Here is a 22,924-nt window from a genome sequence, read left to right as displayed (position 1 = left end):
CGCATGAAGTTAGCGCGCTCCGCGATTAAAAATGCCCAATTTACGCTGACGATTGTTATTTTAATGGTACTCGTAGGGATTGTTTCTTACTTCACTATGCCTAGGTCAGAAGATCCTCAATTTGATATTCCTATTACTTTAATTGAAGTTATTTACCCTGGAGCTTCCTCTCACGATATCGAAACTTCTATAGTGACCCCTTTAGAGCAAGAATTTTCAAATATTGAGGGTATAAAACGTATAGAAGCACAAATTAAAAATGATGGGGCTAGAATAGAAATTAAATTTCTATATGGCAGTGATCCTCAAACCGCTTTCAATGAAATTAAACAAGCAGTTGCCTCTATCGAGCCAAATCTACCTGATGGCGTACAAGATATATTAGTCCTTAAGGCGACACCGACAAGTGTTGCGGTAGCTCAGTTAGCCTTATGGACTGAGCCCACTGACTATAAAACCATGGAGTTTTATGCCAAAAAGTTGGAAAAAAGATTAGAAGCAATTGCTAGCGTTAAAAAAGCCGATATTTGGGGCTACCCACAGCAAGTGGTAGCGATTGATCTTAATCTTGACTTATTGCAACACTATGGCATTACCGTAACCTCTGTGAATCAAGTATTACAAAAACGAGCAGTAAATATTACACCAGGTTTTGTTGATGCTAGTACTCGGCGCTTTAATGTTAAAGCAAGTGGTAATTTCCAAGAAATTGAGCAATTAAAAGAAACCGTTGTTTATGCCAATGATCAGCTGGTGATTAAATTAAAAGATATTGCCAGTATTGCTTTTGCAGATGGTAAACCTTCCTATTTAGCTTATTTTAATGAACATCCCGTTATTTTTATTACCCTTGAGCAACGTAAAGGTACGAATATTTTTGATTTAACGGATCAATTAAATGCTGAGATTGCTTCTTTTAAAAAACAATTGCCTGAGCAAATCAAACTTGATGTGTTATTCGAGCAAGCAGAAAGTGTTGAATCAAGAGTTAATGGCTTTTTTAATAATTTATGGCAGGGCCTTATTTTAGTTGGTGTTATGTCATTATTATTTTTAGGATTGCGTGAAGCTTTAGTGGTGATAGCGGTAATTCCTTTATCCTTTTTAATCGCGATTGGCTGGTTAGATTTTGCTGGTTTTGGCTTACAGCAAATGTCGATTGTTGGTTTAATTATCGCCCTTGGCTTATTGGTAGATAACGCTATTGTGGTGACAGAGAGTATTCATCGAGAGAAAGGTAAGTTTGCCAGTTTAAAAGAAGCTGCTGCTTCAGGAACCAGTAAGGTTGGTTGGGCGATCACTAGTGGTACTGTAACAACTTTATTCGCTTTTCTGCCAATGCTAATGATCGCCTCAGATACCGGTGATTTTATACGTTCAATGCCAGTGACGGTTGTCTTTGTTTTATTAGCGTCGTTGTTATTGGCATTGGCTTTTACGCCATTATTAGCGAGTAAATTGTTTACCGTTAAACCCAGTAAAATTAAAACGTTGCAACATTACGTCAATCAATTTGCCGCTAATAGTTATTTTCGGTTTTTAACAGTATTAATGAATCGAAAAATGATTGTTGTGATGGTGTTTATTGCAGCGCTTGTTTTTATGTTTTCACTTTTCGGTAAAGTAGGGTTAAGTTTATTTCCAAAAGCCGAAAAACCTATGATATTGATAGATGTTGAAGCTCCTGATAATTCATCTTTGCATTATACCAACCAAGTGATGCAGGACATTGCTAAAAGCTTGAAAAAGTATGATTTAATAAAAGAAGTGGCTTTAAATGTTGGTAACTCTAATCCTAGAATTTACTACAATGAAATTCCAAAGCGTGGGGTTGCACATTACGGACAGCTTTTAATTGTTTTGCATGAATTTAATGAAGAAAAATCCAATGATCTAGTGATATCGCTTAGGAAAGAATTTTCAAACTGGCATCAAGCTAATATTACTATTAAAGAATTTACGCAAGGCCCTGTCACCGACAAACCTATTACAGTGCGTTTAATGAGTGAATCTCTCAGTGATTTAGAACGTGTTGCAAATGAGCTTGAACAACAGATGATGAAAATCAAGGGGGTGATAAATATTGAAAACCCCATTGGCCAAGCAAACAGTGAGGTGGTACTCGATATTGATTATGAAAAAGCCGGTATGAATGGCATAGACATTAATCAATTAGATTTAACATTACAAACAGTATTAACCGGTAGTTATGTTGGCAATTTTAGTGATAAAAATGGTGAAAGTTACCCTATTGTTGTGCGAGGCAAGAAAGCTGATTTAGATATTTTTGATGATATTTATATTGCCAATATTGCCGGTGAACTAGTGCCGTTAAATCAAGTGGCTTCTCTGAAATTGGCGAAAGGTCATACCGAATTTTTCCATTATCAAAAACAAAGAATGGCTAAAATTTCCGCCGATGCCGATAAAGGTTATTCAGTTACGGCATTAACAGAGCAAATCGTCACGTATTTAGACAGTTATCAATATCCGCAAGGTATGTATTATACGCTTGGTGGCGAAGAAGAGTCTCGACAAGAAAATTTCGCGGGCTTGTCACAAATTATGATCATTACCGCAGTAGGTATTTTTGCGGTATTAGTATTGCAATTTAAGTCATTTATGCAGCCTTTAGTTATTTTCACTTCTATTCCATTTGCGATTGCAGGTTCGGTTATTGGTTTATATCTTTTTAACTTATCTTTTTCGATGATGGCGTTTATTGGGCTGATTAGTTTGTTTGGCATTGTTGTCAATAACGCCATTATTTTAATTGATACCGCCAATCATAATTTCTTAGAATGTAAAGATATGCGATTAGCAATATTAGACGCAAGTAAAACGCGCTTTACCCCTATTTTGTTAACCACATTAACTACCATAGGTGGCTTAATGCCATTAACGCTCTTAGGTGGCGGACTGTGGCAACCTTTAGGTGTGGTAATTATTTCAGGGCTTTGTGTCTCAGCCATTGCGAGTTTTATCTTGGTGCCAGTTTTAACTGAGCTATTTTCGCGTTCAAAAGCTCAATAAAAGTGAATTGGAACTAAGCGCTTATGGAATTTGTTGGTCAAATTGGTTATTCATTAAGTTTCATCGCTTACCTCGTTTTCACGTTATTAATCGTTGCCGCTCGCAATAAATCAGTTTTAGCGAAATGGACCATAGTCTCTGCCTTAAGTACCACCTTTGCGAGTGGTTTATCTTTCTTACAAATTAAAATGGGTTTTAGCTTACAGTGGGTGATGATAGCTGACGGCTTTAAAATAGCTTGTTGGTCTGTGATGGTACTTATTTGTAATACTGAGCTCACTTCAGTACGTAAGCTGTTTTCTAATTATCATATTCGTCAATATGTCGTGATTAGCAGTTTGTTAATGCTATCGTGCTGGGTAGCAACCTACTTTCTTAATTTTTCTTACGAATATTTATTCTTACTGTTTATCGTTTTAAATTTATGGATTTTGGTTTTAATTGAACAACTTTATCGAAGTGCTGACGATCAAATACGCTGGGCGATATGGCCATTAGTTATCGCACTTGCCAGTGTGTCTATTTTTGATTTTGTCCTCTATGCACAAGCGACTATGGTCGGTGGGATTGATTTCGATTTTTGGTATAGCCGCGGGTTCATCGCATTAGCGATTGTTCCGTTATTATTAATTAGTACGCGCCGAGTAAAAAATGGCTCAGTGCGAATTTTTGTTTCTCGGCAAGTGGTTTTTTATAGCTCGATTTTAATGATGGCAGGCATCTACTTATTAGTAATGGCGCTTGCGGGCTATGTTATTAATTATATTGGTGGTGAGTGGGGCAGCTTTGTCAGTATCGGTTTTTTAATTTTCAGTGGCATTGTGTTAGTGACATTATTAATTACTGATAGCTTACGCAAAAAGCTTAAAGTGTTTATTGCGAAAAACTTTTTTGCCAACCGGTATGAATATCGTGATGAATGGTTAAATTTAATTGAAAAAATAGAAACCACTAGTGCAGAAAGTTATTATCAAATGGCCACTACTATTATGATGTCGAAATTAGGAGCAACCAGTGGAGCCATCATTAAAAAACAAAGTGAAATGCACTTCGATGTTAAATATTCCAAAAAATTAGTGCTGTCTGAAGCGTTTGATTTGCAATTAACGTTAATCAGTCAATATTGTCAGCAGAAGGGGTGGATTATCGATGTTGATGAATATGAATTAACACCGTCGATGTATTCAGAACTCAACTTAGATGTTGATTTATGTCGCAGTTTTAATATTGAAACCATCGTGCCTATTTTTATTGGCAAAGCATTTTACGGTTTGTTTGTGGTGGGAAGCATTGCAGAGAAGAAACAGCTTAACTGGGAGGACAGAGATTTGCTCTTCGCTGTCTCAAAACAGCTAGGTAACTTTATCTCTTTACATGAAGCTAATGATGAACTGGCAGAGTCAAAACAATTTGATGCCTTTAATCGGATGTCAGCATTTTTGGTACATGATTTAAAAAATGTACAAGCTCAACTAGCTTTAATTACCACCAATGCCGAAAAACATCGTGATAATACTGATTTTGTAGATGATGTATTTGAAACCGTGGAGTCAGCGACAGACCGCTTAGCTAAAGTGTTAACACAATTGCGAAATAAGCAAGTGGCCCAATCGAAGACCAAAGAGACTGACATTACTGAGTTAGTTCGTAAGGTGGTTAAGCAGCGAAATGTTATGAAACCAAAAGTTAAAATAGAACAAATGCAACCAAGCTTAATCAATATTGATAAAGACACGTTACATTCTGTGTTAAATCATCTTATTCAGAATGCGCAAGAAGCGACAAATGATGACGGATGGGTTAAAGTAAATGTGCTCTCCAATATCGATCTTATACAAATAACTATTGAAGATAACGGTAGTGGCATGTCTGCAGAGTTTATTAAAACACGACTATTTAAACCATTCGATACCACTAAAGGTAATGCAGGAATGGGCATAGGAGTGTATGAAGCAAAACAATTTATTGAAAGTATTGCGGGTACGATTAAAGTAACTAGTAGAGAAAATCAGGGCTCTATTTTTGATATTCGTATACCAATAAAACCTGAATACGCATAATAAGAATGAATGAAAGGATTTTAGCTTAATGGAAAAGTTACTCATTGTAGATGACGATAAAGGTATCCAAAAACAATTAAAATGGAGCTTGTCTGATTATGAGGCTGTATTAGCGGCAGATAGAGAAGGCGCAATAGCCGCGGTGCGTCGCCATGAGCCTAAAGTGGTGACATTAGATTTAGGCTTACCGCCAGATTCAGCCAATGCATCTGAAGGTTTAGCAGCACTTGAAGAAATTCTAAAGATATCTCCTCATACTAAAGTGATTGTCATTACCGGTAATGATGATAGAACCAATGCGTTAAAAGCTATTTCATTAGGCGCTTACGACTTTTATCAGAAGCCGATTGACTCAGAGGTGATTAACGTTATTGTTGCGCGAGCGTTTAGTGTGGCGGCCATCGAACAAGAAAACCGTCAAATGCGAACAGTTGGTGGTAACGATATTGGTATTATAGGCAACAGCGAAGCCATTGAACGTTGTCGAATGATGGTTAAACGTATTGCCCCTACTCAAATTACCGCTTTATTATTAGGAGAAAGTGGTACGGGTAAAGAAGTTACGGCAAATGCGGTACATATTGCCAGTGATCGTAGTAAAAAACCCTTTATCGCCATTAATTGTGCATCAATTCCAGAGACATTATTAGAAAGTGAGTTATTTGGTTTTGAAAAAGGCGCATTTACCGGAGCGGTCCGGACCACGAAAGGAAAAATTGAATGTGCTGAAGGCGGCACGCTATTTCTTGATGAAATTGGTGATATGCCGTTTAATCTGCAAGCCAAGTTATTGCGTTTTTTACAGGAGAAAAAAATTGAGCGCTTAGGTGGTCGACAAGAAATAGAAGTAGATGTTCGAGTCGTTTGTGCTACGAATCAAAATCTTGAAGAAATGGTCGCAAATAAAGAGTTTCGTGAAGATTTATTTTATCGGGTTAGTGAAATCACCTTAAATATACCACCGTTAAGAGAACGAGAAGAAGACGTACTGATTTTAGCGCAGTTCTTTTTGCAACGTTATGCACTGGAATACAAAAGTAATGTCAAAGGGTTTTCAGAAGACGCGTTAAGTGCGATTAAAGCGCATAAGTGGCCAGGTAATATACGTGAGCTACAAAACAAGGTGAAAAGCTCTGTCATTATGTCTACGGGAACCCAAGTCACTGCAATAGACTTAGGGTTCTTTGATCATGAAGATAAAAGCCTTGAACTCAATTTAAACTTGAGACAAGTTCGTGAGCAAGCTGAATCAATTGCTATTCAAAAAGCATATGCGTTGTCCGAAGGGAATATGTCTAAATGTTCAGAATTGCTTGGTATTACTAGGCCGACGCTATATACGTTAATTGAGAAGTATGGCTTAGCAATTAATTCAGAATAATGAATTGATGGTATTGACTTACAGCGACATTTAATGAAAAAACCAGCAATGATGCTGGTTTTTTTATTGTGTAAATAACATTATTTATCTATTTGCTCTTCCGCGTATAACTTGCTCTTATGTTTTAATAACTTATCAACATAACGCGCCATTTTTACTTTTTGCTTAATTGATGACTCAAGAATTTCCTCAACATCTCTAAGCACTTCTTTAATGTGCTCAACGTTTTCAGTAGAATTAACTACAACTTGTTGACTGGTTTTTTGATTTGGCTCTTGACTGGTTAATTCAGAAGAATTTAATGATCCTGTTAATTCAATCTCCATTTCTTCAGCCACGGTCATGATAGTTTCTGAATTGATAACGTCTAACTCTTCGAGAAAGCCAAATAATAATAAACGATCGACAAAAATATTAATTTTACGCGGTACGCCTAAAGTTTTTTCATGGATCAATTCAAAGGCATTTTCAGAAAATAATTCATCTTTTTCACAACCTGCTTGGTGAATTCGATGAATGATATATTCTTTTACCTCAGCAACGCTCAATGGTTTTAAATGTGCAGAGGCAATAATACGTTGTCTAAATTGTTCCATGTTCGGCGCTTGAATAATCGGTTTTAATTCTTCTTGGCCGAGTAAGAAACTTTGAATTAATGGCTTATTTTCCAGTTGAAAGTTCGATAACATCCGTAATTCTTCAACGGTTTCAGATGGCAAGTTTTGTGCTTCATCAACAATTAATAAAGCCCGTTTACCTTGTTTATTAAGCTGAATCAGAAACTGTTCAATAGCTTGTAATAAATCCGCTTTACTGTCACCTTTTGACTGAATATTAAATTCAGAAACGACAAGTGCTAGTAATTCTTGTGGGTCAAGTTTTGTGGTCACTAATTGAGCAGCAACGATACTCTCATCGCCTAATTGACTGAGTAAATTACGGGCGATCGTTGTTTTACCTGTGCCAATTGGACCTGTAATAACAATGAAGCCTTCGCCTTGATCTAAGCCATATTGCAAATAAGAAAGCGCACGCTGATGATGATCAGAAGCGAAAAAAAAGCGAGGATCTGGGCTTAGTTGGAATGGCTTTTCAGTAAAACCATAATAATTTTCATACATAATTAAAAATCTTTTGTGAACTTTAAGGTTACACGTCCTTCTTCATAGTTGAATAAAGTTTCGTTAGAATCTCTATTAACTAGGCCTAAGCTAAAATTAAGGGCAAGTTTACTATTTAACGACCTTTCTAAATTGACTTGGTACTGACGGTATCGATCACGACGTTCGTCTTCAGAATCTTTTTCAAAAGTGTTATCGGTATAACTCAATTTAAAATCAATCTTGGACTTACCGCTCACTTTTCTTGAAACGGTAAAATCAGCTCTTGAGTTTTCGTTTTGTTGATAGTTCGAGAGATTTTCACGGGTTGAACCTAAAATATTCAAAGTGAATGTCGTCCTAGAAAACGATAATGTAGATTTCCAAGTTAATGTTTTATTTAAAGAATATTGATCGTCTTCCTCTATGTTAAAATCTGTAAATGTAACTAAATCAAAATTTTCAAAATTGAAATTAATATCCCCTTCAATGTAACATTCACTTAATAATATCCGACCTTGATTTGGGCAAAAGAAAGTACCTAATTCGAATGGGATATAATTATTTCGCGTTAATGTTTGGACATCTTCAACATAATTAATTGAATTCGTTAAACGTTTGTTTTGATGTGTAAATGCAAAACTGTAACTATCACCATAAAAACGTTGTGAAATACTAGCAGTCAATTGGGTTCGTTCAGATGGTTGCCAATTAATGGACGAACTAATATATTCCTTCTGCTCATCCCCATGAGAATCTAAAGCGTTACCAATGGGTTGATTATAAGATAGATCTAATTCGAACCGGGGAGTGATTAACCAACGAAAACCTGCACCATACGAATTAGATTCGAGTGCTTGATTCCCACCAATGTTGCCATTGTTTTCTTCATCGTAATAGCGTAGAAATGGATTTATTTTATATGAGGTAATTAATCCTAGCTTGATTTCGCCATTGTACATTCTAGAAGAACGTTGATTATTTTTAACTTCTTGATAGCTACTGTTTAGAGTCCAAAATACATTATGAATTCCAGCGCCATTCTGACTATTGACTGTCGCAATATAACCCTCTCTATTTCCTATATCGTCTTCTGATTGAATATCAGAATAAGAAATACTCGAGTTAAAACTAAATTTGTTGTTAACTACATTATACTGAAAGCCACTAGTATATGTTTCAATTTTTATCGTGTCCCCTGAAATAATATCCGCTAGGGCATTTTGAGCTTGGTTTTTTGCGCGACGATCAATATTAACTTTTCCAATTAAAGAAAGTCCTTTTGGCCATAATTCAATGGTAAGATCACTTGCAACAGTGTGATAATCGTCATCTAAATCATGGTCATGACTGTAAAAAGCATAAAGGCTTTGGGAAGTTAAATTAAAATTAATCTTTTTAGCTATGTAACTCGTATCGATTGCAATACCAGTTTGACTCACTAAACTAGAGATTTCTTCATTATAATTTAACTCTACGTTGTCAGTGAAGGTTTCAACAATAAATGTTTGTGGTGTAAAAATCCATTCTCCTGCCAAAACGGGTTGGAGAAAAAGAGAAGCGGCGATAGTTGTAGCTAGTTTACTCTTTTTCACCGTATCCATAACCATAATAGCCATACAAATCCTTATGAGATCTTATTGCTTTATTCATTACTATACCAAGAGCTAAATCTTCATTTAGCGATTCTGTTGCCGCTTTGATACTAGCGATTGTCGTTTTTGATTCTTCTACCACCACAATAGCCTGACCGACAAGATTAGCTAAAACTAATGTTTCAGTAACGCCAATCAATGGCGGACAATCAAAGATTACCACTCTGTCTGGGTATCTTGTTGCTAATTCCGTTGCTAATGCAGCCATACGTTCACTTGCCAATAACTCATTCGATAAATGATGAGGTTGGCCTGCAGGCATCACTTTTAAATTGTTAATGTTGGTATCAAAAAGTACATCACTTACTTGTTTTTCAGGTTGTAATAGATATTCTATTAAGCCTTCTGTATTTTCAAGACCCAGTTCACGGTTGACGCTAGGTCTTAATACATCAGCATCGATAAGCAATACTTTTTTATCTTGTTCAAGCGCGATACTTAAGGCTAGGTTAACAGAAACGAATGTTTTTCCTTCGTTTGGCTTAGCACTGCTCACCATGATCAGGTTCGGGTGATGTAGTAGTTTTGCACCACTACCAAAAGCGTTATTTAATAGTTTACGTTTTATTTGCCTAAATTCGTCTTTAATACTTTTTCGTTCACCTGTGTCTATTAAATAGCCACGCGCACTTAAACTAGTTGTATCTACCGTCAGCACAATTCTATCTTGAGCAACCTCGGATGAACTATCGTTCGAATGGGAGATCGGATCATTATTAGTTGTAGCTGCTTGTTCTGAACTTTCAGCGCTCTTCTCTAAAGATTGTTTTGCAGCCTTACGAGCTAACGCTTTTTCTATAGTACTCATGATTAAAGCATTCCTCTTAATGGAGACTTGATTTGTTCAGGAAATATTGAATATAAAATGAAAAAGGTTAACAGTAATAATAATAAAGTATTGGAGATCACAAATACTAAAGTTTTTTTGCGGTGCCACTTTTGTAAACCTAAATTTTCAGCCGCAGAAACTACGCCAAATACAGGGATACCAGTCTCTTTTGTTACTTGGTTTCTGGAAGTAACGACAGGATTAATTTGACTAAATAGGAATGATAATCCTACCCCTACGCCTATACCAATAATGGTACTAGCAATTAAAAACAATATTCTTTTAGGGCCAGTAGGCTCAGAAGGAGCTCGTGGAGGATCGATAATTTTGAAATTGATTTTATTGGTGGTTTCATCTGCTTGCTTAGCCAGTTGTGCCGTTTCTTTCCTACCTAATAGTTCTTCATATTTCTTTTTAGTGATGTTGTAACCACGATTGAGTGCAGTTAATTCCGCTTCTATTTCTGGTAAAACATGAATTTTATTTTCTAATTCTTTTACTTCTTTCGCGTAGTTATCTCTACGAACTATTATGGAAGCAACTTGGCTTTCTAATTGATTTATTTGTATTTGTAACTCTTGAATGACTGGATTTTGTGAAATTTGTATAGTTGAATTTCCATTTTTTCGAACAGATAAATACTCTTGTATTTCTTTATCTTTCTGTAAAAGCAGATGGTCTAGACGATTTTGTGCCTCTTTTACATCGGGATGTTTTTCCGTATATTTTAATAATAAAGAATCTAATAAAGTTTGTAATTCTGTAATTCGACTATCATAACTTGTAACGATAGTATTAGAATCTTGGATACTAGATTGAATATTTTCATCCGTTGACACAGACAAGCCAAGTTGAGATTTTGAATTCATTAACTGTGATTGAGTTTCGGACAAGGTTAATTCGATATCTTTTAACTTTTCCTTTGCCTTACCCAATTTGACATAATAACCTCCAGTTTGATTCGGTAATACATTACTATATTTTTGTTTAAAGTCCGTTAGCTTAGCTTCGTCTGACAATAACCTGTTTTCGTATTCTTTTATTTGTGTGTCTAAAAATTTACCAGCTGTGTCAGTGTCAGACCGATTTTCACCAAGTGTGTTTTCAATAAATACTGTTAGCGCCGATTGAACAACATTTTTAGCCATTTCAGGATTTTTATGTTGGTACGAAATAGTGAATATATTATCCTTTCTACCGCCGCTTTTTCTTATGATGATATCTTCTTTTAAATCTTCAACAAGTTTTTCGTATTCCTTAGGTGTGGCAACTTGAATATCAAGATCAGTCATGCGAGTTATACGTTCGATATTAGGTCGACTTAAAAGAGTTCGGACCATTAATTCAATTTGTCTATTGGTATTTGTTTCTACCGTTAAACCTTTTAATAATGGGCCTAATATTGATTGAGTATCGGCATATACCCTTGCTTCAGATTCGTATACGTCATCTAAATTAACGACTAAAACCCAAAGCAATGGACAAATTAGCCAAGTAGATACCATGATATATCTACGCTTAAGCCAAATTCCTTTTAAATAATCTAAGACTTGTTCCAATAACTCTTGCATTCCTGACCTCTAACTTACAGGGAAATTAATATTCGATTCTTACTTACTAGAACCATGTCTCAGGTATAACAATGATGTCACCAGGTAAAACATCAACATTAGCGGAGATTTTTCCATTTTTTATCAAATCTTCAATTAATATGTTGTACTGTTTTTGTGAGCCATTTTCAATTCTTACAAGTATTGCGTCGTTCCCATCTGCAAACTCGGTTAAACCTCCAACTTGAATCATGACATCAAGTAGGGTCATATGTTGAGTGTAATTAATAGCTTGTGGCTGTGCTGCTTCACCAATGACTCGTATTTGCTCACCGAATGGTCCTACAAATTCATTGACCGTAACAGTTACAACTGGGTCTCTTAAATAGGTACTTAATATTTCTTCTATTGTTCGTGCTAATTCTGTAGGTGTTTTACCTGAAACAGGTATATCTTCAACAAGCGATGTTGTAATCATGCCATCAGGTCTTACTTTAAAAGTGCCTGAAACCTCAGGGTTACGCCAGACAAATATGTTAACAGTATCACCAGCACCTATTAAGTATTTGTAACTATTTATATCGACAGTATCTGATTGGTGTAATGTTGCCGGAGGAAGTGTTGGAGAACTACAACCAGCTAAAATGTACATTAAAACTAAAGAAGTAATGATTCTGACTTTATTAATTAAGTGGTTTTCCATGGCTTCAACCTTTAGTTGTTATTGACTTAAATATTTAATAATCGAATAGATTCTATTAGATTTTTTTAAATGATGCACTTAATTTAATTACTGTTAAAAAAATATTATGTTTGATACTATTTGTCCGCGCATATTTTAGGTCTGCTCAGCCTTAATAATTAACAATAATAATTATTAATTTTGTTTTTTTGATCGTTTGTAAGGGAACCTACACTTTTTATGTCTAGCCCAAAATTTCGTGACTTGTCCTCAGGAAGTAAGTCATTAGTTATTATTGAGTTATTACTATTAGTCAGTGCTTTTTTTATTGTCTTTTATGGTAATAATTTTATAGGTTTAATTACGCATTCAGTAATACCTTCTAATATACTTTTTGTATACTCATTTGTTTTTGCGTTAATAATTCAATTATCTTCATTAGCGCTTGGTTTATATAATTCTAAACTACGTGAAAGCTATCGAGGTGTTATCCGACGCATTCTGATGGCAGTTGCTATTGGCTTCTTTATCGCAACGCTGATTAATCCTTTTTATACCATAAACGCATTACCTATCGAATTATTAGCTGTAGCAGGGGTAGTAAGTTTTTTTCTCTTGGGTGCATTTAGGTATTTCACCTTAAAGTTAGATATATTTGGTTTTAACAAAAGAAAAGTCTTAGTGTTAGGTGCCGGTGATAGGGCCTCTATTATTGAAAAACGTATGAGACGAGGCGTTGATAGGCAAGGTTTTATCATGCACGGTTTTATCGTTATGGAAGGTGATGCCGATAATGGTATTGTTAATGAAAATAAAATCGAGTTAGACGGCTCTTTGGTGAATTATGCATTAGAGCATGATGTAGATGAAATTGTTGTCGCTAGTGACGAACGACGAAACAATTTACCTGTTGATGAGCTATTTGCTTGTAAAATTCGTGGCGTTGAAATTACAGAAATATTAGATTTTATTGAACGTGAAACGGGACAAATCGCCGTTAATTTGATTTACCCAAGCTGGGTGATCTATTCCAATGGTTTTGCTTCATCTAATCATTTAAGAAATACCTTAGATTGGTTGTTTAATGCCAGCATTGCTTTTTTCTTATTCTTATTAACTTGGCCGGTGATGTTGATTACCGCAATACTTATTAAGTTAGATGAAGGCATAAAAGCGCCTATTTTTTATCTGCAAGAAAGAGTTGGCCTTGATGGTCAAGCGTTTAATATTTATAAATTTAGAAGTATGCGCATTGATGCTGAAAAAAATGGCGCGCAAATGGCGACAGAAAATGATGACCGAACAACAAAAATAGGTAAGTTCATTCGTAAATATCGTGTTGATGAATTACCACAAATCTATAATGTGATGCGCGGTGATATGGGTTTTGTTGGCCCACGCCCTGAGCGTCCAGAATTTGTTCAGCAATTAATAAAAACCATCCCTTATTATAATGAAAGACATAACGTTAAACCTGGTTTAACGGGATGGGCTCAGCTTAAATATCCGTACGGTTCAACGGAAGAAGATTCGCTAGAAAAATTAAAATACGATCTTTATTATATTAAGCATCGAAGCTTTATGTTGGATTTATTAATTCTAATTAGAACCGTTGAAATTGTCTTATTTGGTAAAGGGCGTTAATTTAGGAGATTCCATTGAAGGTATTACATGTATTAGAATACTCACGTCCAAATATAAGTGGATATTCTTTAAGGTCTGACGCAATTATTCGTTATCAGCGTCAGCTAGGTGTTGAGACACTACAATTAACGAGTCAACGCTATCAAGACTTTATAAAATTAGAAGAAGATATAGATGGAATAATATATCAGCGTACATTAAAGTCCGATTCAATATTAGCTAAAATCCCTTTGGTTAATTATTTCCATCATATTAATTTTCTAGCAAAAAGAATTGAAAAATCAGTTCTAATTGATAAGCCAGATGTAATACAAACGCATTCTCCTATGTTTAATGCATTAGCTGCTATAAAGGTTGGACGAAAATACAAGATACCAGTTACTTATGAGGTTCGTGCATTGTGGGAAGATGCGGCGGTCGATACGGGTAAGACTAAAGAGGGAAGTCTTAAGTATAAACTAATCAAAAGTATTGAGCAGCGAGCTTTTGAGCAAGCGGATGCTGTTAGTTGTATTTGCCAAGGATTAAAACAAGATCTTATAAATCGTGGTATACCAGAAAAAAAATTATACGTTACTCCTAACGCTGTAGATATTAGTAAATTTCAACCATTGTATGAGCGTGATAATGAATTAGAGCAATCGTTAAACTTAACGAATAAGAAGGTTGTTGCTTTTATTGGCACCTTTTTTAAATATGAAGGATTACATTATGCCATCGATGCGATGAAAGTAATTTGCCAACATCGACAAGATATTCACTTGTTATTAGTTGGTGCAGGTAACGAATTAAGTAACCTTAAACATCAAGTCGATAAATTAGGTTTAGAAAGCAATGTTTCTTTTATTGGTAGAGTGCCTTTTGAGGAAGTAAGTCGCTATTATAGTCTTGCTAATATCATGGTTTTTCCTCGAGAGAGTATTCGCTTAACGGAACTAGTTACACCATTAAAACCATTAGAATCTATGGCTCAATACAAACCTGTTATTGCGTCCGATATTGGTGGGCATAAGGAATTAATTGAAGATAATAAAACTGGATTTTTATTTAAAGCTGACGATGCGAATGCGCTAGCTACCACAATATTAACAACGATTGATAATGACGAGTTATTAACACGGATATCTGATGAAGGACTCATATTTGTACGTGAACAACGAAATTGGTTAAATACTGCGAAACAATATTTACCTGTTTATGAGCGGTTAATAAAATAATGTTAACTAAATTAAGCTCACTCTTAATAATTACTAATTTATATCCAGTACCGTGGGCGCCGAATCGGGCAAGTTTTAATAAACAACAATTTGATTTATTATCAGAACATTTGCAGATTAATCTCATTGTTTTAATGCCTTGGACTGAATGGTTTCAACAACGTTCTTTTTGGAAAAAACATCATAATATTATAGCTTGTCCCTATTTTTACTTTCCTAAAATAGGCCGACGATTTGTACCTTTTTTTCAGTATTTATCTTTACTATTTATGTTACCGTGGATTAAAAAATCTAAACCCACGGCAATGCTTGCATCTTGGTGTTTTCCAGATGCTATTGCTGCAGCAAAACTGAATCTTCACTTAAAATTACCTTTCTTTGTAAAAGTCCATGGAACTGATGTTAATGAAAACTGTCAGTATTTGCCGAGAAGAAAACTAATTAAAAACTGGTTAAGTTCCGCCAAAGTAATATTTTGTGCCAGTAAAGCGTTAGGCGATAAGTTAGTTGACACAGGTATACCACAAGAGAAAATTTGCGTTAATTATAATGGCGTCAATCCAAAAATATTTTTTCCTGCTCCCAAAAAAAAATCTATAAAAAAATTAGTTTTTGTTGGCAGTTTAATTCCAACTAAAGGTGTTAATGAACTAGTCATCGCGTTTATTAATTTGAGTAAGCGTGACTTCGAAGTAACGTTAGACATAATTGGCGGCGGACCAATGATTGAGTCACTTAAGAAATTAGCAAGCGAACACGGATTAATCGAGCGCATGAAAATACATGGTTCGATACCGTTGAAAGAAGTTGCAGGTTTTATTCGCCGAGCAAACTTCTTAGTACTCCCGAGTTATAGAGAGGGAGTACCAAACGTATTGCTCGAATCATTTGCCAGCGCAACTCCAGTAATCGCTACTAATGTCGGTGGAATTCCAGAGGTTGTCACAGAAGACACCGGCATAATTGTTGATGCCCAAAACAGTGTGGCGCTAGAAAAAGCAATTGAAAACGCGTTTGAACGTAATTGGGTAACAGACAAAATTCTTCAACACGCAAAAACTTTTGATTGGCAACGGAACATTAATAATGTTTTGGAGCATATGGTTTAGCTATGAAAAATTTTATTAAAGACCTAAAACAAAAGCAACAGATTATGATAGATGAAGGCTATCAAGTCTCATTTTTGCGTACCTTTTTTAGCGATGGTACCTCAGCAAATGCTCTTTATAGAATGACAGTATGTTTAATGCGCTATCGAATATCACCGTTGGCTATTATCACTCTTTGGCTAAACCGTGTTATTAATGGCTGTGTTATTGGTGCAGGGGCTAAATTTGAGCCTGGTTTCGTAATTATGCATCCAGTCGGCGTAGTGATAAACTCAAAAGTTACAGGCGGACATAGTATCGTCGTTGAAAGTGGTGTTGTTATTGGCGACGAAAAAGGTCAAGCTCCTGTGTTGGGCGAAAATATTTTTATTGGTGCCGGCGCTAAGATCATTGGCGGCGTCACAATAGGCAATAATGTAAAAATTGGAGCAAATGCTGTTGTTGTAAAAGATGTTCCAGATAATGTTACTGTGGTTGGCATTCCCGCGAAAGTGGTAAGTAAAGGATAAAGAATGGTTACTGTTTTTTGGATTTCCGTCTTTTTATTAGTGTATTCGTATTTTATATACCCACTGATATTAAAGATATTTGTTAAACCTGAAGAAATTGAATTACGTGAGCCAGAATGTTTGCCCAGCGTAGATATTATTATTGCAGCATACAATGAAGAATCATGTATTAAAGAGCGCATTGAAAATGCACTTGCGCAAGATTATAAAGGGGCTCTGCAATTATTAGTCGCTTCTGATGGTTCTCAAGACAGCACGGGCGACATTATTGAATCTTTTTTAGAAGATAATGTGAAGGCATTCAACTTCTCCAAAAATCGCGGAAAAATATCGGTATTAAATGATTTAGTTGAAAAGTCTGAAGCAGATTTATTGGTGTTTACTGATGCAAACACCTATTTTAACACTGATGCCGTTACTACTTTAGTCAATAGCTTTTACGAGAATGTCGGTGCCGTATCTGGAGAGTTAATTTTAGAAACAGAAGACGGCAATCAAAACCTTGATGGGCTATATTGGCGCTATGAACAATTTTTAAAAAAATGTGAATCTAAATTAGGTAGTTTACTTGGCGCTAACGGTGCGATCTACGCGCTTAAAAGAGAGTTATACCAAACACTACCAATCGATACAATCGTTGATGACTTTTGTATTGTGATGAACGTTAAAAAACAAGGTTACGACGTTTTATATAATGATAACGCCATAGCAAAAGAAGAAGTAGCGCCTTCATTAGATGATGAATACGGGCGTCGTGTACGTATTGGTATTGGCAATTATAAAGCACTGATTGCCAATTTATGGGCCTTGTCTCCTGCACAGGGGGGGATGAGTTGGTGCTACTGGTCACACAAAGTTATTCGTTGGTTCGCCCCACACTTCATGTTGTTGGCTTTTATCAGTAACTTGATGTTAATAGCACAGCCCTTTTATGGCGTTATATTTGCTATGCAAGTCATTTTTTACCTCATTGCATGGCAAGGTCAAAAGCAAATTAATGCCGGTATTCAAGTCAAAGGCATTGTGGCAATTATCAGCTTTTTTGTTTCCATGAATGTCGCACTAGGTCAAGGGTTTATACGTTTTTGTAAGGGTCACAAAAATGGTGGATGGAAACGTACGCCTCGTGGTGGAGAATTAAAGTAATGTTAATATTTTTAGTTGTAATTACCGTACTTAGTATTCTCGCTTTTTGGCAAGTCCTAAAAATGAAGAATATGGATGTTTGGTTTGTACCATATATAAAACACATTATGTCGAAGCCAAAAGTTGATGGCACAAAACATGTGCTGTTCTGTTTTGTTGACCATTATGAGCCACAGTGGCGAAATGATGACATTGAGGTTGAGCGGGCTCGCGTTGACCGCTGGTGTAAAGACTATCGATTAATGGCAAGTCAGCACAAAGATGCTGACGGCCACATGCCAAAACACTGTTTCTTTTATCCTGAAGAAGAATATCGATACGAACATTTAGCTAAGTTATCTGATCTTTGCTATGAAGGCTTTGGTGAAATAGAAATCCATTTGCATCATGATAATGATACGGCTGAAAATTTTTCTACCGTTATGACTGACTTTGCCAAAACGCTTCACTATGACCACGGTGCCCTGCCTGTACATCCGGAAACAGGCCAAATAATGTACGCCTTCATTCATGGTAATTGGGCCTTAGATAATTCGTTGCCTGGCGGTCATCATTGCGGTATAGATAACGAACTTAAGTATCTAAAAGAAACTGGGTGTTATGTTGATATGACACTACCATCTGCACCAAGCGCCGGCCAAACATCGAAAGTAAATTCGATATATTATGCCACGGGTGCAGAAGGAAAGTGTAAAAACCACGATACTGGTGTAGATGTTGAAGTTGGCAAGCCCGCCTCGGGTGACTTAATGCTCATTCAGGGACCTCTGGGAGTAGCACTGAAATGGCGAACATCAAAAGGTGTCCCACATATTGAGAATTCCGACATAAGAAAAACAATGCCGCCACTAAAATCACGGGTTGACCAATGGGTAAATTCTCATATACATATTAAAGGTCGCCCAGAATGGATTTTTATTAAAGTACATACACATGGGACTCAAGAAGCGGATATGGATACCTTATTAGGGCAACCTCGACACGATATGCACCATTACTTGGAGTCGAAATATAATGATGGTGAAAACTATGTTTTACACTACGTATCTGCTCGTGAGATGTACAATATAGCTAAAGCAGCGGAGCTAGGAGAACAAGGCAATCCAAATAAATACCGGGATTTTATATTACCGAAGCCGAAGTTCAAGCCTTTATCTTAGGAGATTAAACTATGCGGTTTCGTGTCAAGGAGGCGTTAACAAATCTATTATCACTAACAAATAGCATTGATTTTTTCTGGCGACGTTTACCAAACGGAGTGTATGTGTTTAATTATCATCGCATAGGAAAAACTATTGATTGTAAATTTGATCATGCTATTTTCTCATGTTCTACAGAAGCGTTTGATAATCATATAAAAATACTCAAAGAAAGTTTCCAGATCATTAATACTATCGAGTTAACAAGGCTAATAGAGCAAAAGCAGATAATGAATAATCGTTACGCTTTGATTACTTTTGATGACGGATACGAAGACAATTATACCAATGCTTTTCCAATCCTAAAAAAACATAATGTACCCGCTATTTTTTATGTTGCTACCGATTTTGTCGACTCTAATCATATCCCCTGGTGGGATGAAATTGCCTTTTTAATAAGACAATCTGCTGGACAAGAGTACCAGTTGATAGGCACTAACCAAGTTTATAACTTAGCACCTGAAAATATAAACCAAACAATACAGCGCATTATGTCGGCAGCAAAACAATTAACAACACATACCATTGATGAAGTATTACAAGATGTGCGTATGCAATGCTTTAAAGCACATGAATCATTGCATAACAACCAAGTTAAGCTGTTTATGACCTGGAAACAAGTTAAACAGTTAGCAGACCAAGGCATGGAAATAGGGTCTCATACCATTAGCCATCGAATTTTATCGCAACTCGATAAGCAAGAGCAGAGCAAAGAAATTATTGAATCTAAATTAATTATTGAGCAACAAATTGAGAAAAACGTCAACTCAATCGCTTACCCGGTTGGCCGCTATTTTTGTTATAATCAAGCCTCTTTTGAACTATCGATTCAAGCTGGCTATCAAATTGCATTCAATAATGAGCCGGGTCGCCACCAAGATATTAGCAATCCATACGACATAAACCGTTTTTGTGTTGCTCACTCTAATTTCAACCGTGTTAAGTTTGAGTGTTGTTTTACATCATGAAATCAAGCCAGGCGATTATTTTATCAGCCGGTCCTAATGGATTAGGTGCGTTAAGAGGCTTAACAAAGCAGCATGTTATTACAGATGTAATAACAACCAATAACAACGAACCCGCGTTATTTTCTCGGTTAGTAAACCGTGCTGAAACAACAACGCAAGAACGCCTTTTAGAAACACTACTTACCTGGCCAGGAAGTGGGCAAGTATTAATTCCAACTTCAGATTGGTATGTCGAGTTTTTAACAAACCATGAAACTTTACTGCAAGAAAAATTTAATTTTGTTTTACCAACAGGTAAATTATCAGAAAAATTTATTGATAAAAAACAAGAAGTAGAGCTTGTAGCTACATTTACCAATGTGCCCAAATCACTAGTTAATTTACCTTCAACTTCGCAAGCATTTACTAATGAGTTACCGCTTCCTGTCATTATTAAACCCAGATCAAATGAATTAAATAAACTAGGCCAAAAAAATATCGTTATTAACGATCAAATACAGCTAGATGAATTTTACCGTCAGTACTCCTTCGCGCTGGAGTATTGTATTGCTCAAGAATTAATAAAAGGAAGTGATGAAAACTTATGGGTATGTAATTGTGTTTTTAATGAAAACAGTGATTTGATCACAGCATTTACCTTCCAACGCTTGCAGTTAACACCACCACACTATGGCGTGACCTGTTATGCAAAGAGCTACGAGAATCAAGAGGTTATTGAGCAAGTCGATAAGATAGGCAAAGGTTTAAAATATGCAGGCCCTGCAATGGTTGAGTTTAAATATGATAGTAAAAGTCAGCAATATAAATACATTGAAATCAACCCCCGATTAGGCCTTTGCAACTACTTCGATACAAGTTGTGGCGTAAATAACGTATATGCGACGTATTGTGTCGCATTAGGATTGCCCGTTGAAGAACGGCCTAAACAAACACATCGTGTTTTCATCAGTGTTTATGAAGACTTATATTCTCGATACAGGGATAACCAGTCTTTATTTACCATTATCAAAACATATCTCCGTGATTTACTTAGACCCCACACCTTTATATATTTTGCTTGGCGAGATCCTTTGCCAGCTATTGCCGTAGGGCTCAATCAACTACGAAGTTTACTCAAAATGTCTATTGCAAAGTTACGACGTAAAAAAAGGAATAGTTAGTTGCCATGCCTGGTTTTTGTATAAAACGCCACCCTAAAGTAATCGATAGTAAAGACTATCATCTATCGGTTGGTCAATTTACTTATGAAATCAATGCAAAAGATTGCATTAACATACCGTTACCTCAAGGTGGTTTGATTCTCTTAGATGGCTATTTTTGGCCGCAAGATACAAATAAATTCAAAGAAATCATTCTTACTAAGCAATTTGATCAGCTTTCTCAGTTTGAAGGACATTACTCAGGTATTTGTATTACTGAAGAAGAATGTCTCATTTTTAATGATAGATTTGGTGGCAAAACCATTTTTTATCAGCAAAATGAAAACTTGGTAACTATTGCATCCCGTATTTGCTTATTACCTGTTGAAAATAAAGCTTTAGCGCTAGATGCTGTTCATGAATGTTTTATTTTTCGCTGGACAAGTGCTGATAAAACTCTACTTAGTGATACGTGTAAATTGCGCGCTCGATCCTATGGAACTGTGAGTCATAAAGGCACCGTAAAACAGCAATGTTATTGGCAGTTACCACCAGCAAATTACACTAATGCCCCATTTAAAGACAAGCAAACTAGCGTTAAGCACGCATTACAAACGCACTTAAGGCAAGCTAGTCAACGCTATAAGAAAGTTGCAATTTTTCTAAGTGGGGGCGTAGACTCTTCATTATTGGCTGGTCTTAGTAAAGATATATTCGATCAGTGTTATCTCGTTACCCCTGTTTTTAAAGGCCAAAAAAACCCAGAATTAGCAACAGCCAAAGCTTTTGCCAAGCAACTAGACATGCCGCATCATCTCGTTGAAGTTAACCCAGAAACACTTGAACAAGATCTACAGTATTTGATTCAACTAAAACGTGAGCCTTTACGGCATTACAGTTCTCTTGCCATGCTAGCAATGATGAAAGCTATTCCTGATGAGTATGACGCTGTAATATATGGTGAAGCTGCCGATACGCTGTTCGGATCAAATGGTATCAATCGAATTAATACGCAGTACAACTGGAAGCAGTCTACAAAACACATACCGTTATGGCTATTGGAGCTAATAAAAAAAATCGTACCTGGTCGAGGAAAAGTACTGGTTGATCTTAAATCAATATCACTAACCGAGCTGATATATTCACTGACTGCAATTCAATATAGCGAAAAAAGTAATAAGGTAATCAAGCAAATTGACCTCGGTCGAGATTCAAAACTAGAAACAAAGCCTTGGCAGCAAGATATAAGTGCTATTATGCGTGAGAATGTACGACATGTTGCACAACGATACATTATTTCTAGTGATGTAGAAAAGCACTTTGAAGAGGCAGAGCTCATTGCTGAGCAATTCAATAAACACATTATATCCCCCTTCTTTGCGCCAGACGTAATAGATTTGGCTAATACGTTAAATGACAGCGATTACTATGGCACTGAATTTGTTAAGCCCATACTAAGAGAAATTGCGTGTGAATATTTTGATCGCGAATTAATTTATCAACGAAAATATGGATTTCCAGTTCCTTTAGTAGACTGGCTAAATGGTTCTCTATCTTCATTAGTTGAAGAAGTTAGAAATGAGAAAAGGTTATTTAACGGTAAATTGCTAGATGGCTTGTCTGTAGATGCTGATTATGAAATTTTTTGGTTACTCATCAACTGGAAAATCTTACATCAACAACTCGAAGCGCAATAACGAGAC

At 36.0% G+C, this 22,924-nt stretch carries 17 protein-coding genes; 12 read left to right on the top strand and 5 right to left on the bottom strand.

What is annotated here, in order from left to right:
• The first annotated feature begins 3 nt into the window (after positions 1 to 3).
• The 3 genes from RM573_RS09480 to prsR are packed head-to-tail and all read left to right on the top strand — an operon-like array spanning position 4 to position 6,474.
• Complete coding sequence (locus tag RM573_RS09480; protein WP_311580796.1) at positions 4 to 3,033, top strand: efflux RND transporter permease subunit; 3,030 nt, start codon at positions 4 to 6, stop codon at positions 3,031 to 3,033.
• A 23-nt stretch (positions 3,034 to 3,056) separates the two neighbouring features.
• On the top strand, positions 3,057 to 5,093 hold the full coding sequence (prsK, locus tag RM573_RS09475) for an XrtA/PEP-CTERM system histidine kinase PrsK (RefSeq protein ID WP_311580793.1): 2,037 nt from the start codon (positions 3,057 to 3,059) through the stop codon (positions 5,091 to 5,093).
• A 28-nt stretch (positions 5,094 to 5,121) separates the two neighbouring features.
• On the top strand, positions 5,122 to 6,474 hold the full coding sequence (prsR, locus tag RM573_RS09470) for a PEP-CTERM-box response regulator transcription factor (RefSeq protein ID WP_311580790.1): 1,353 nt from the start codon (positions 5,122 to 5,124) through the stop codon (positions 6,472 to 6,474).
• 80 nt (positions 6,475 to 6,554) lie between these two features.
• On the opposite strand, the gene RM573_RS09465 is transcribed toward prsR, so the two are convergent.
• The 5 genes from RM573_RS09465 to RM573_RS09445 are packed head-to-tail and all read right to left on the bottom strand — an operon-like array spanning position 6,555 to position 12,311.
• A complete protein-coding gene (locus RM573_RS09465; RefSeq protein WP_311580787.1) occupies positions 6,555 to 7,595 on the bottom strand; it encodes an XrtA/PEP-CTERM system-associated ATPase in 1,041 nt (346 codons plus the stop codon).
• Positions 7,596 to 7,597: 2 nt separating this feature from the next.
• Positions 7,598 to 9,193, bottom strand: a complete 1,596-nt coding sequence (locus tag RM573_RS09460; RefSeq protein ID WP_311580784.1) for a TIGR03016 family PEP-CTERM system-associated outer membrane protein — start codon at positions 9,191 to 9,193, stop codon at positions 7,598 to 7,600.
• Entirely contained in the window at positions 9,156 to 10,037 is an 882-nt protein-coding gene (locus RM573_RS09455) for an XrtA-associated tyrosine autokinase (protein WP_311580781.1), read from the bottom strand. The genes RM573_RS09460 and RM573_RS09455 overlap by 38 nt, the downstream gene beginning before the upstream one ends.
• 2 nt (positions 10,038 to 10,039) lie before the next feature.
• On the bottom strand, positions 10,040 to 11,629 hold the full coding sequence (locus tag RM573_RS09450; RefSeq protein WP_311580777.1) for an XrtA system polysaccharide chain length determinant: 1,590 nt from the start codon (positions 11,627 to 11,629) through the stop codon (positions 10,040 to 10,042).
• Positions 11,630 to 11,675: 46 nt separating this feature from the next.
• Positions 11,676 to 12,311 carry an XrtA/PEP-CTERM system exopolysaccharide export protein gene (locus RM573_RS09445; protein WP_311580774.1) on the bottom strand — a complete coding sequence of 212 codons (636 nt, stop codon included), beginning with the start codon at positions 12,309 to 12,311 and terminating at the stop codon, positions 11,676 to 11,678.
• A gap of 219 nt (positions 12,312 to 12,530) precedes the next feature.
• Here RM573_RS09445 and RM573_RS09440 point away from each other — a divergent pair, with 219 nt between their 5' ends.
• From RM573_RS09440 to RM573_RS09400, 9 genes are read left to right on the top strand one after another with little or no spacing between them, the layout of a single operon-like run.
• Positions 12,531 to 13,934, top strand: coding sequence for a TIGR03013 family XrtA/PEP-CTERM system glycosyltransferase (locus tag RM573_RS09440; RefSeq protein WP_311580770.1), 1,404 nt, complete (start codon positions 12,531 to 12,533; stop codon positions 13,932 to 13,934).
• Between the two features lie 14 nt (positions 13,935 to 13,948).
• Positions 13,949 to 15,151 carry a TIGR04063 family PEP-CTERM/XrtA system glycosyltransferase gene (locus tag RM573_RS09435; protein ID WP_311580767.1) on the top strand — a complete coding sequence of 401 codons (1,203 nt, stop codon included), beginning with the start codon at positions 13,949 to 13,951 and terminating at the stop codon, positions 15,149 to 15,151.
• Positions 15,151 to 16,260 (top strand): glycosyltransferase, encoded by a 1,110-nt coding sequence (locus RM573_RS09430; protein ID WP_311580764.1) that lies wholly within the window; start codon positions 15,151 to 15,153, stop codon positions 16,258 to 16,260. Before RM573_RS09435 ends, RM573_RS09430 begins: the two co-directional genes overlap by 1 nt.
• A gap of 2 nt (positions 16,261 to 16,262) precedes the next feature.
• The gene (locus tag RM573_RS09425; protein WP_311580761.1) at positions 16,263 to 16,769 is read left to right on the top strand and encodes a serine O-acetyltransferase; all 507 of its coding nucleotides are present in this window, start codon (positions 16,263 to 16,265) and stop codon (positions 16,767 to 16,769) included.
• A gap of 3 nt (positions 16,770 to 16,772) precedes the next feature.
• Positions 16,773 to 17,915 (top strand): glycosyltransferase family 2 protein, encoded by a 1,143-nt coding sequence (locus tag RM573_RS09420; RefSeq protein ID WP_311580757.1) that lies wholly within the window; start codon positions 16,773 to 16,775, stop codon positions 17,913 to 17,915.
• The gene (locus RM573_RS09415) at positions 17,915 to 19,075 is read left to right on the top strand and encodes a hypothetical protein (protein ID WP_311580754.1); all 1,161 of its coding nucleotides are present in this window, start codon (positions 17,915 to 17,917) and stop codon (positions 19,073 to 19,075) included. The genes RM573_RS09420 and RM573_RS09415 overlap by 1 nt, the downstream gene beginning before the upstream one ends.
• Before the next feature lie 11 nt (positions 19,076 to 19,086).
• A complete protein-coding gene (locus tag RM573_RS09410) occupies positions 19,087 to 20,082 on the top strand; it encodes a polysaccharide deacetylase family protein (RefSeq protein ID WP_311580750.1) in 996 nt (331 codons plus the stop codon).
• Positions 20,079 to 21,242, top strand: coding sequence for a carboxylate--amine ligase (locus RM573_RS09405; RefSeq protein ID WP_311580747.1), 1,164 nt, complete (start codon positions 20,079 to 20,081; stop codon positions 21,240 to 21,242). Before RM573_RS09410 ends, RM573_RS09405 begins: the two co-directional genes overlap by 4 nt.
• A 5-nt stretch (positions 21,243 to 21,247) precedes the next feature.
• A complete protein-coding gene (locus tag RM573_RS09400) occupies positions 21,248 to 22,918 on the top strand; it encodes an asparagine synthase C-terminal domain-containing protein (RefSeq protein WP_311580744.1) in 1,671 nt (556 codons plus the stop codon).
• Positions 22,919 to 22,924: the final 6 nt, after the last annotated feature.

The sequence above is a fragment of the Thalassotalea castellviae genome, assembly GCF_031846185.1.
Taxonomy (GTDB): Bacteria; Pseudomonadota; Gammaproteobacteria; order Enterobacterales; family Alteromonadaceae; genus Thalassotalea_H; species Thalassotalea_H castellviae.
The sequence above is the reverse complement of the archived record's forward strand: the minus strand, read 5'-3'. Positions and strand labels throughout refer to the sequence as shown.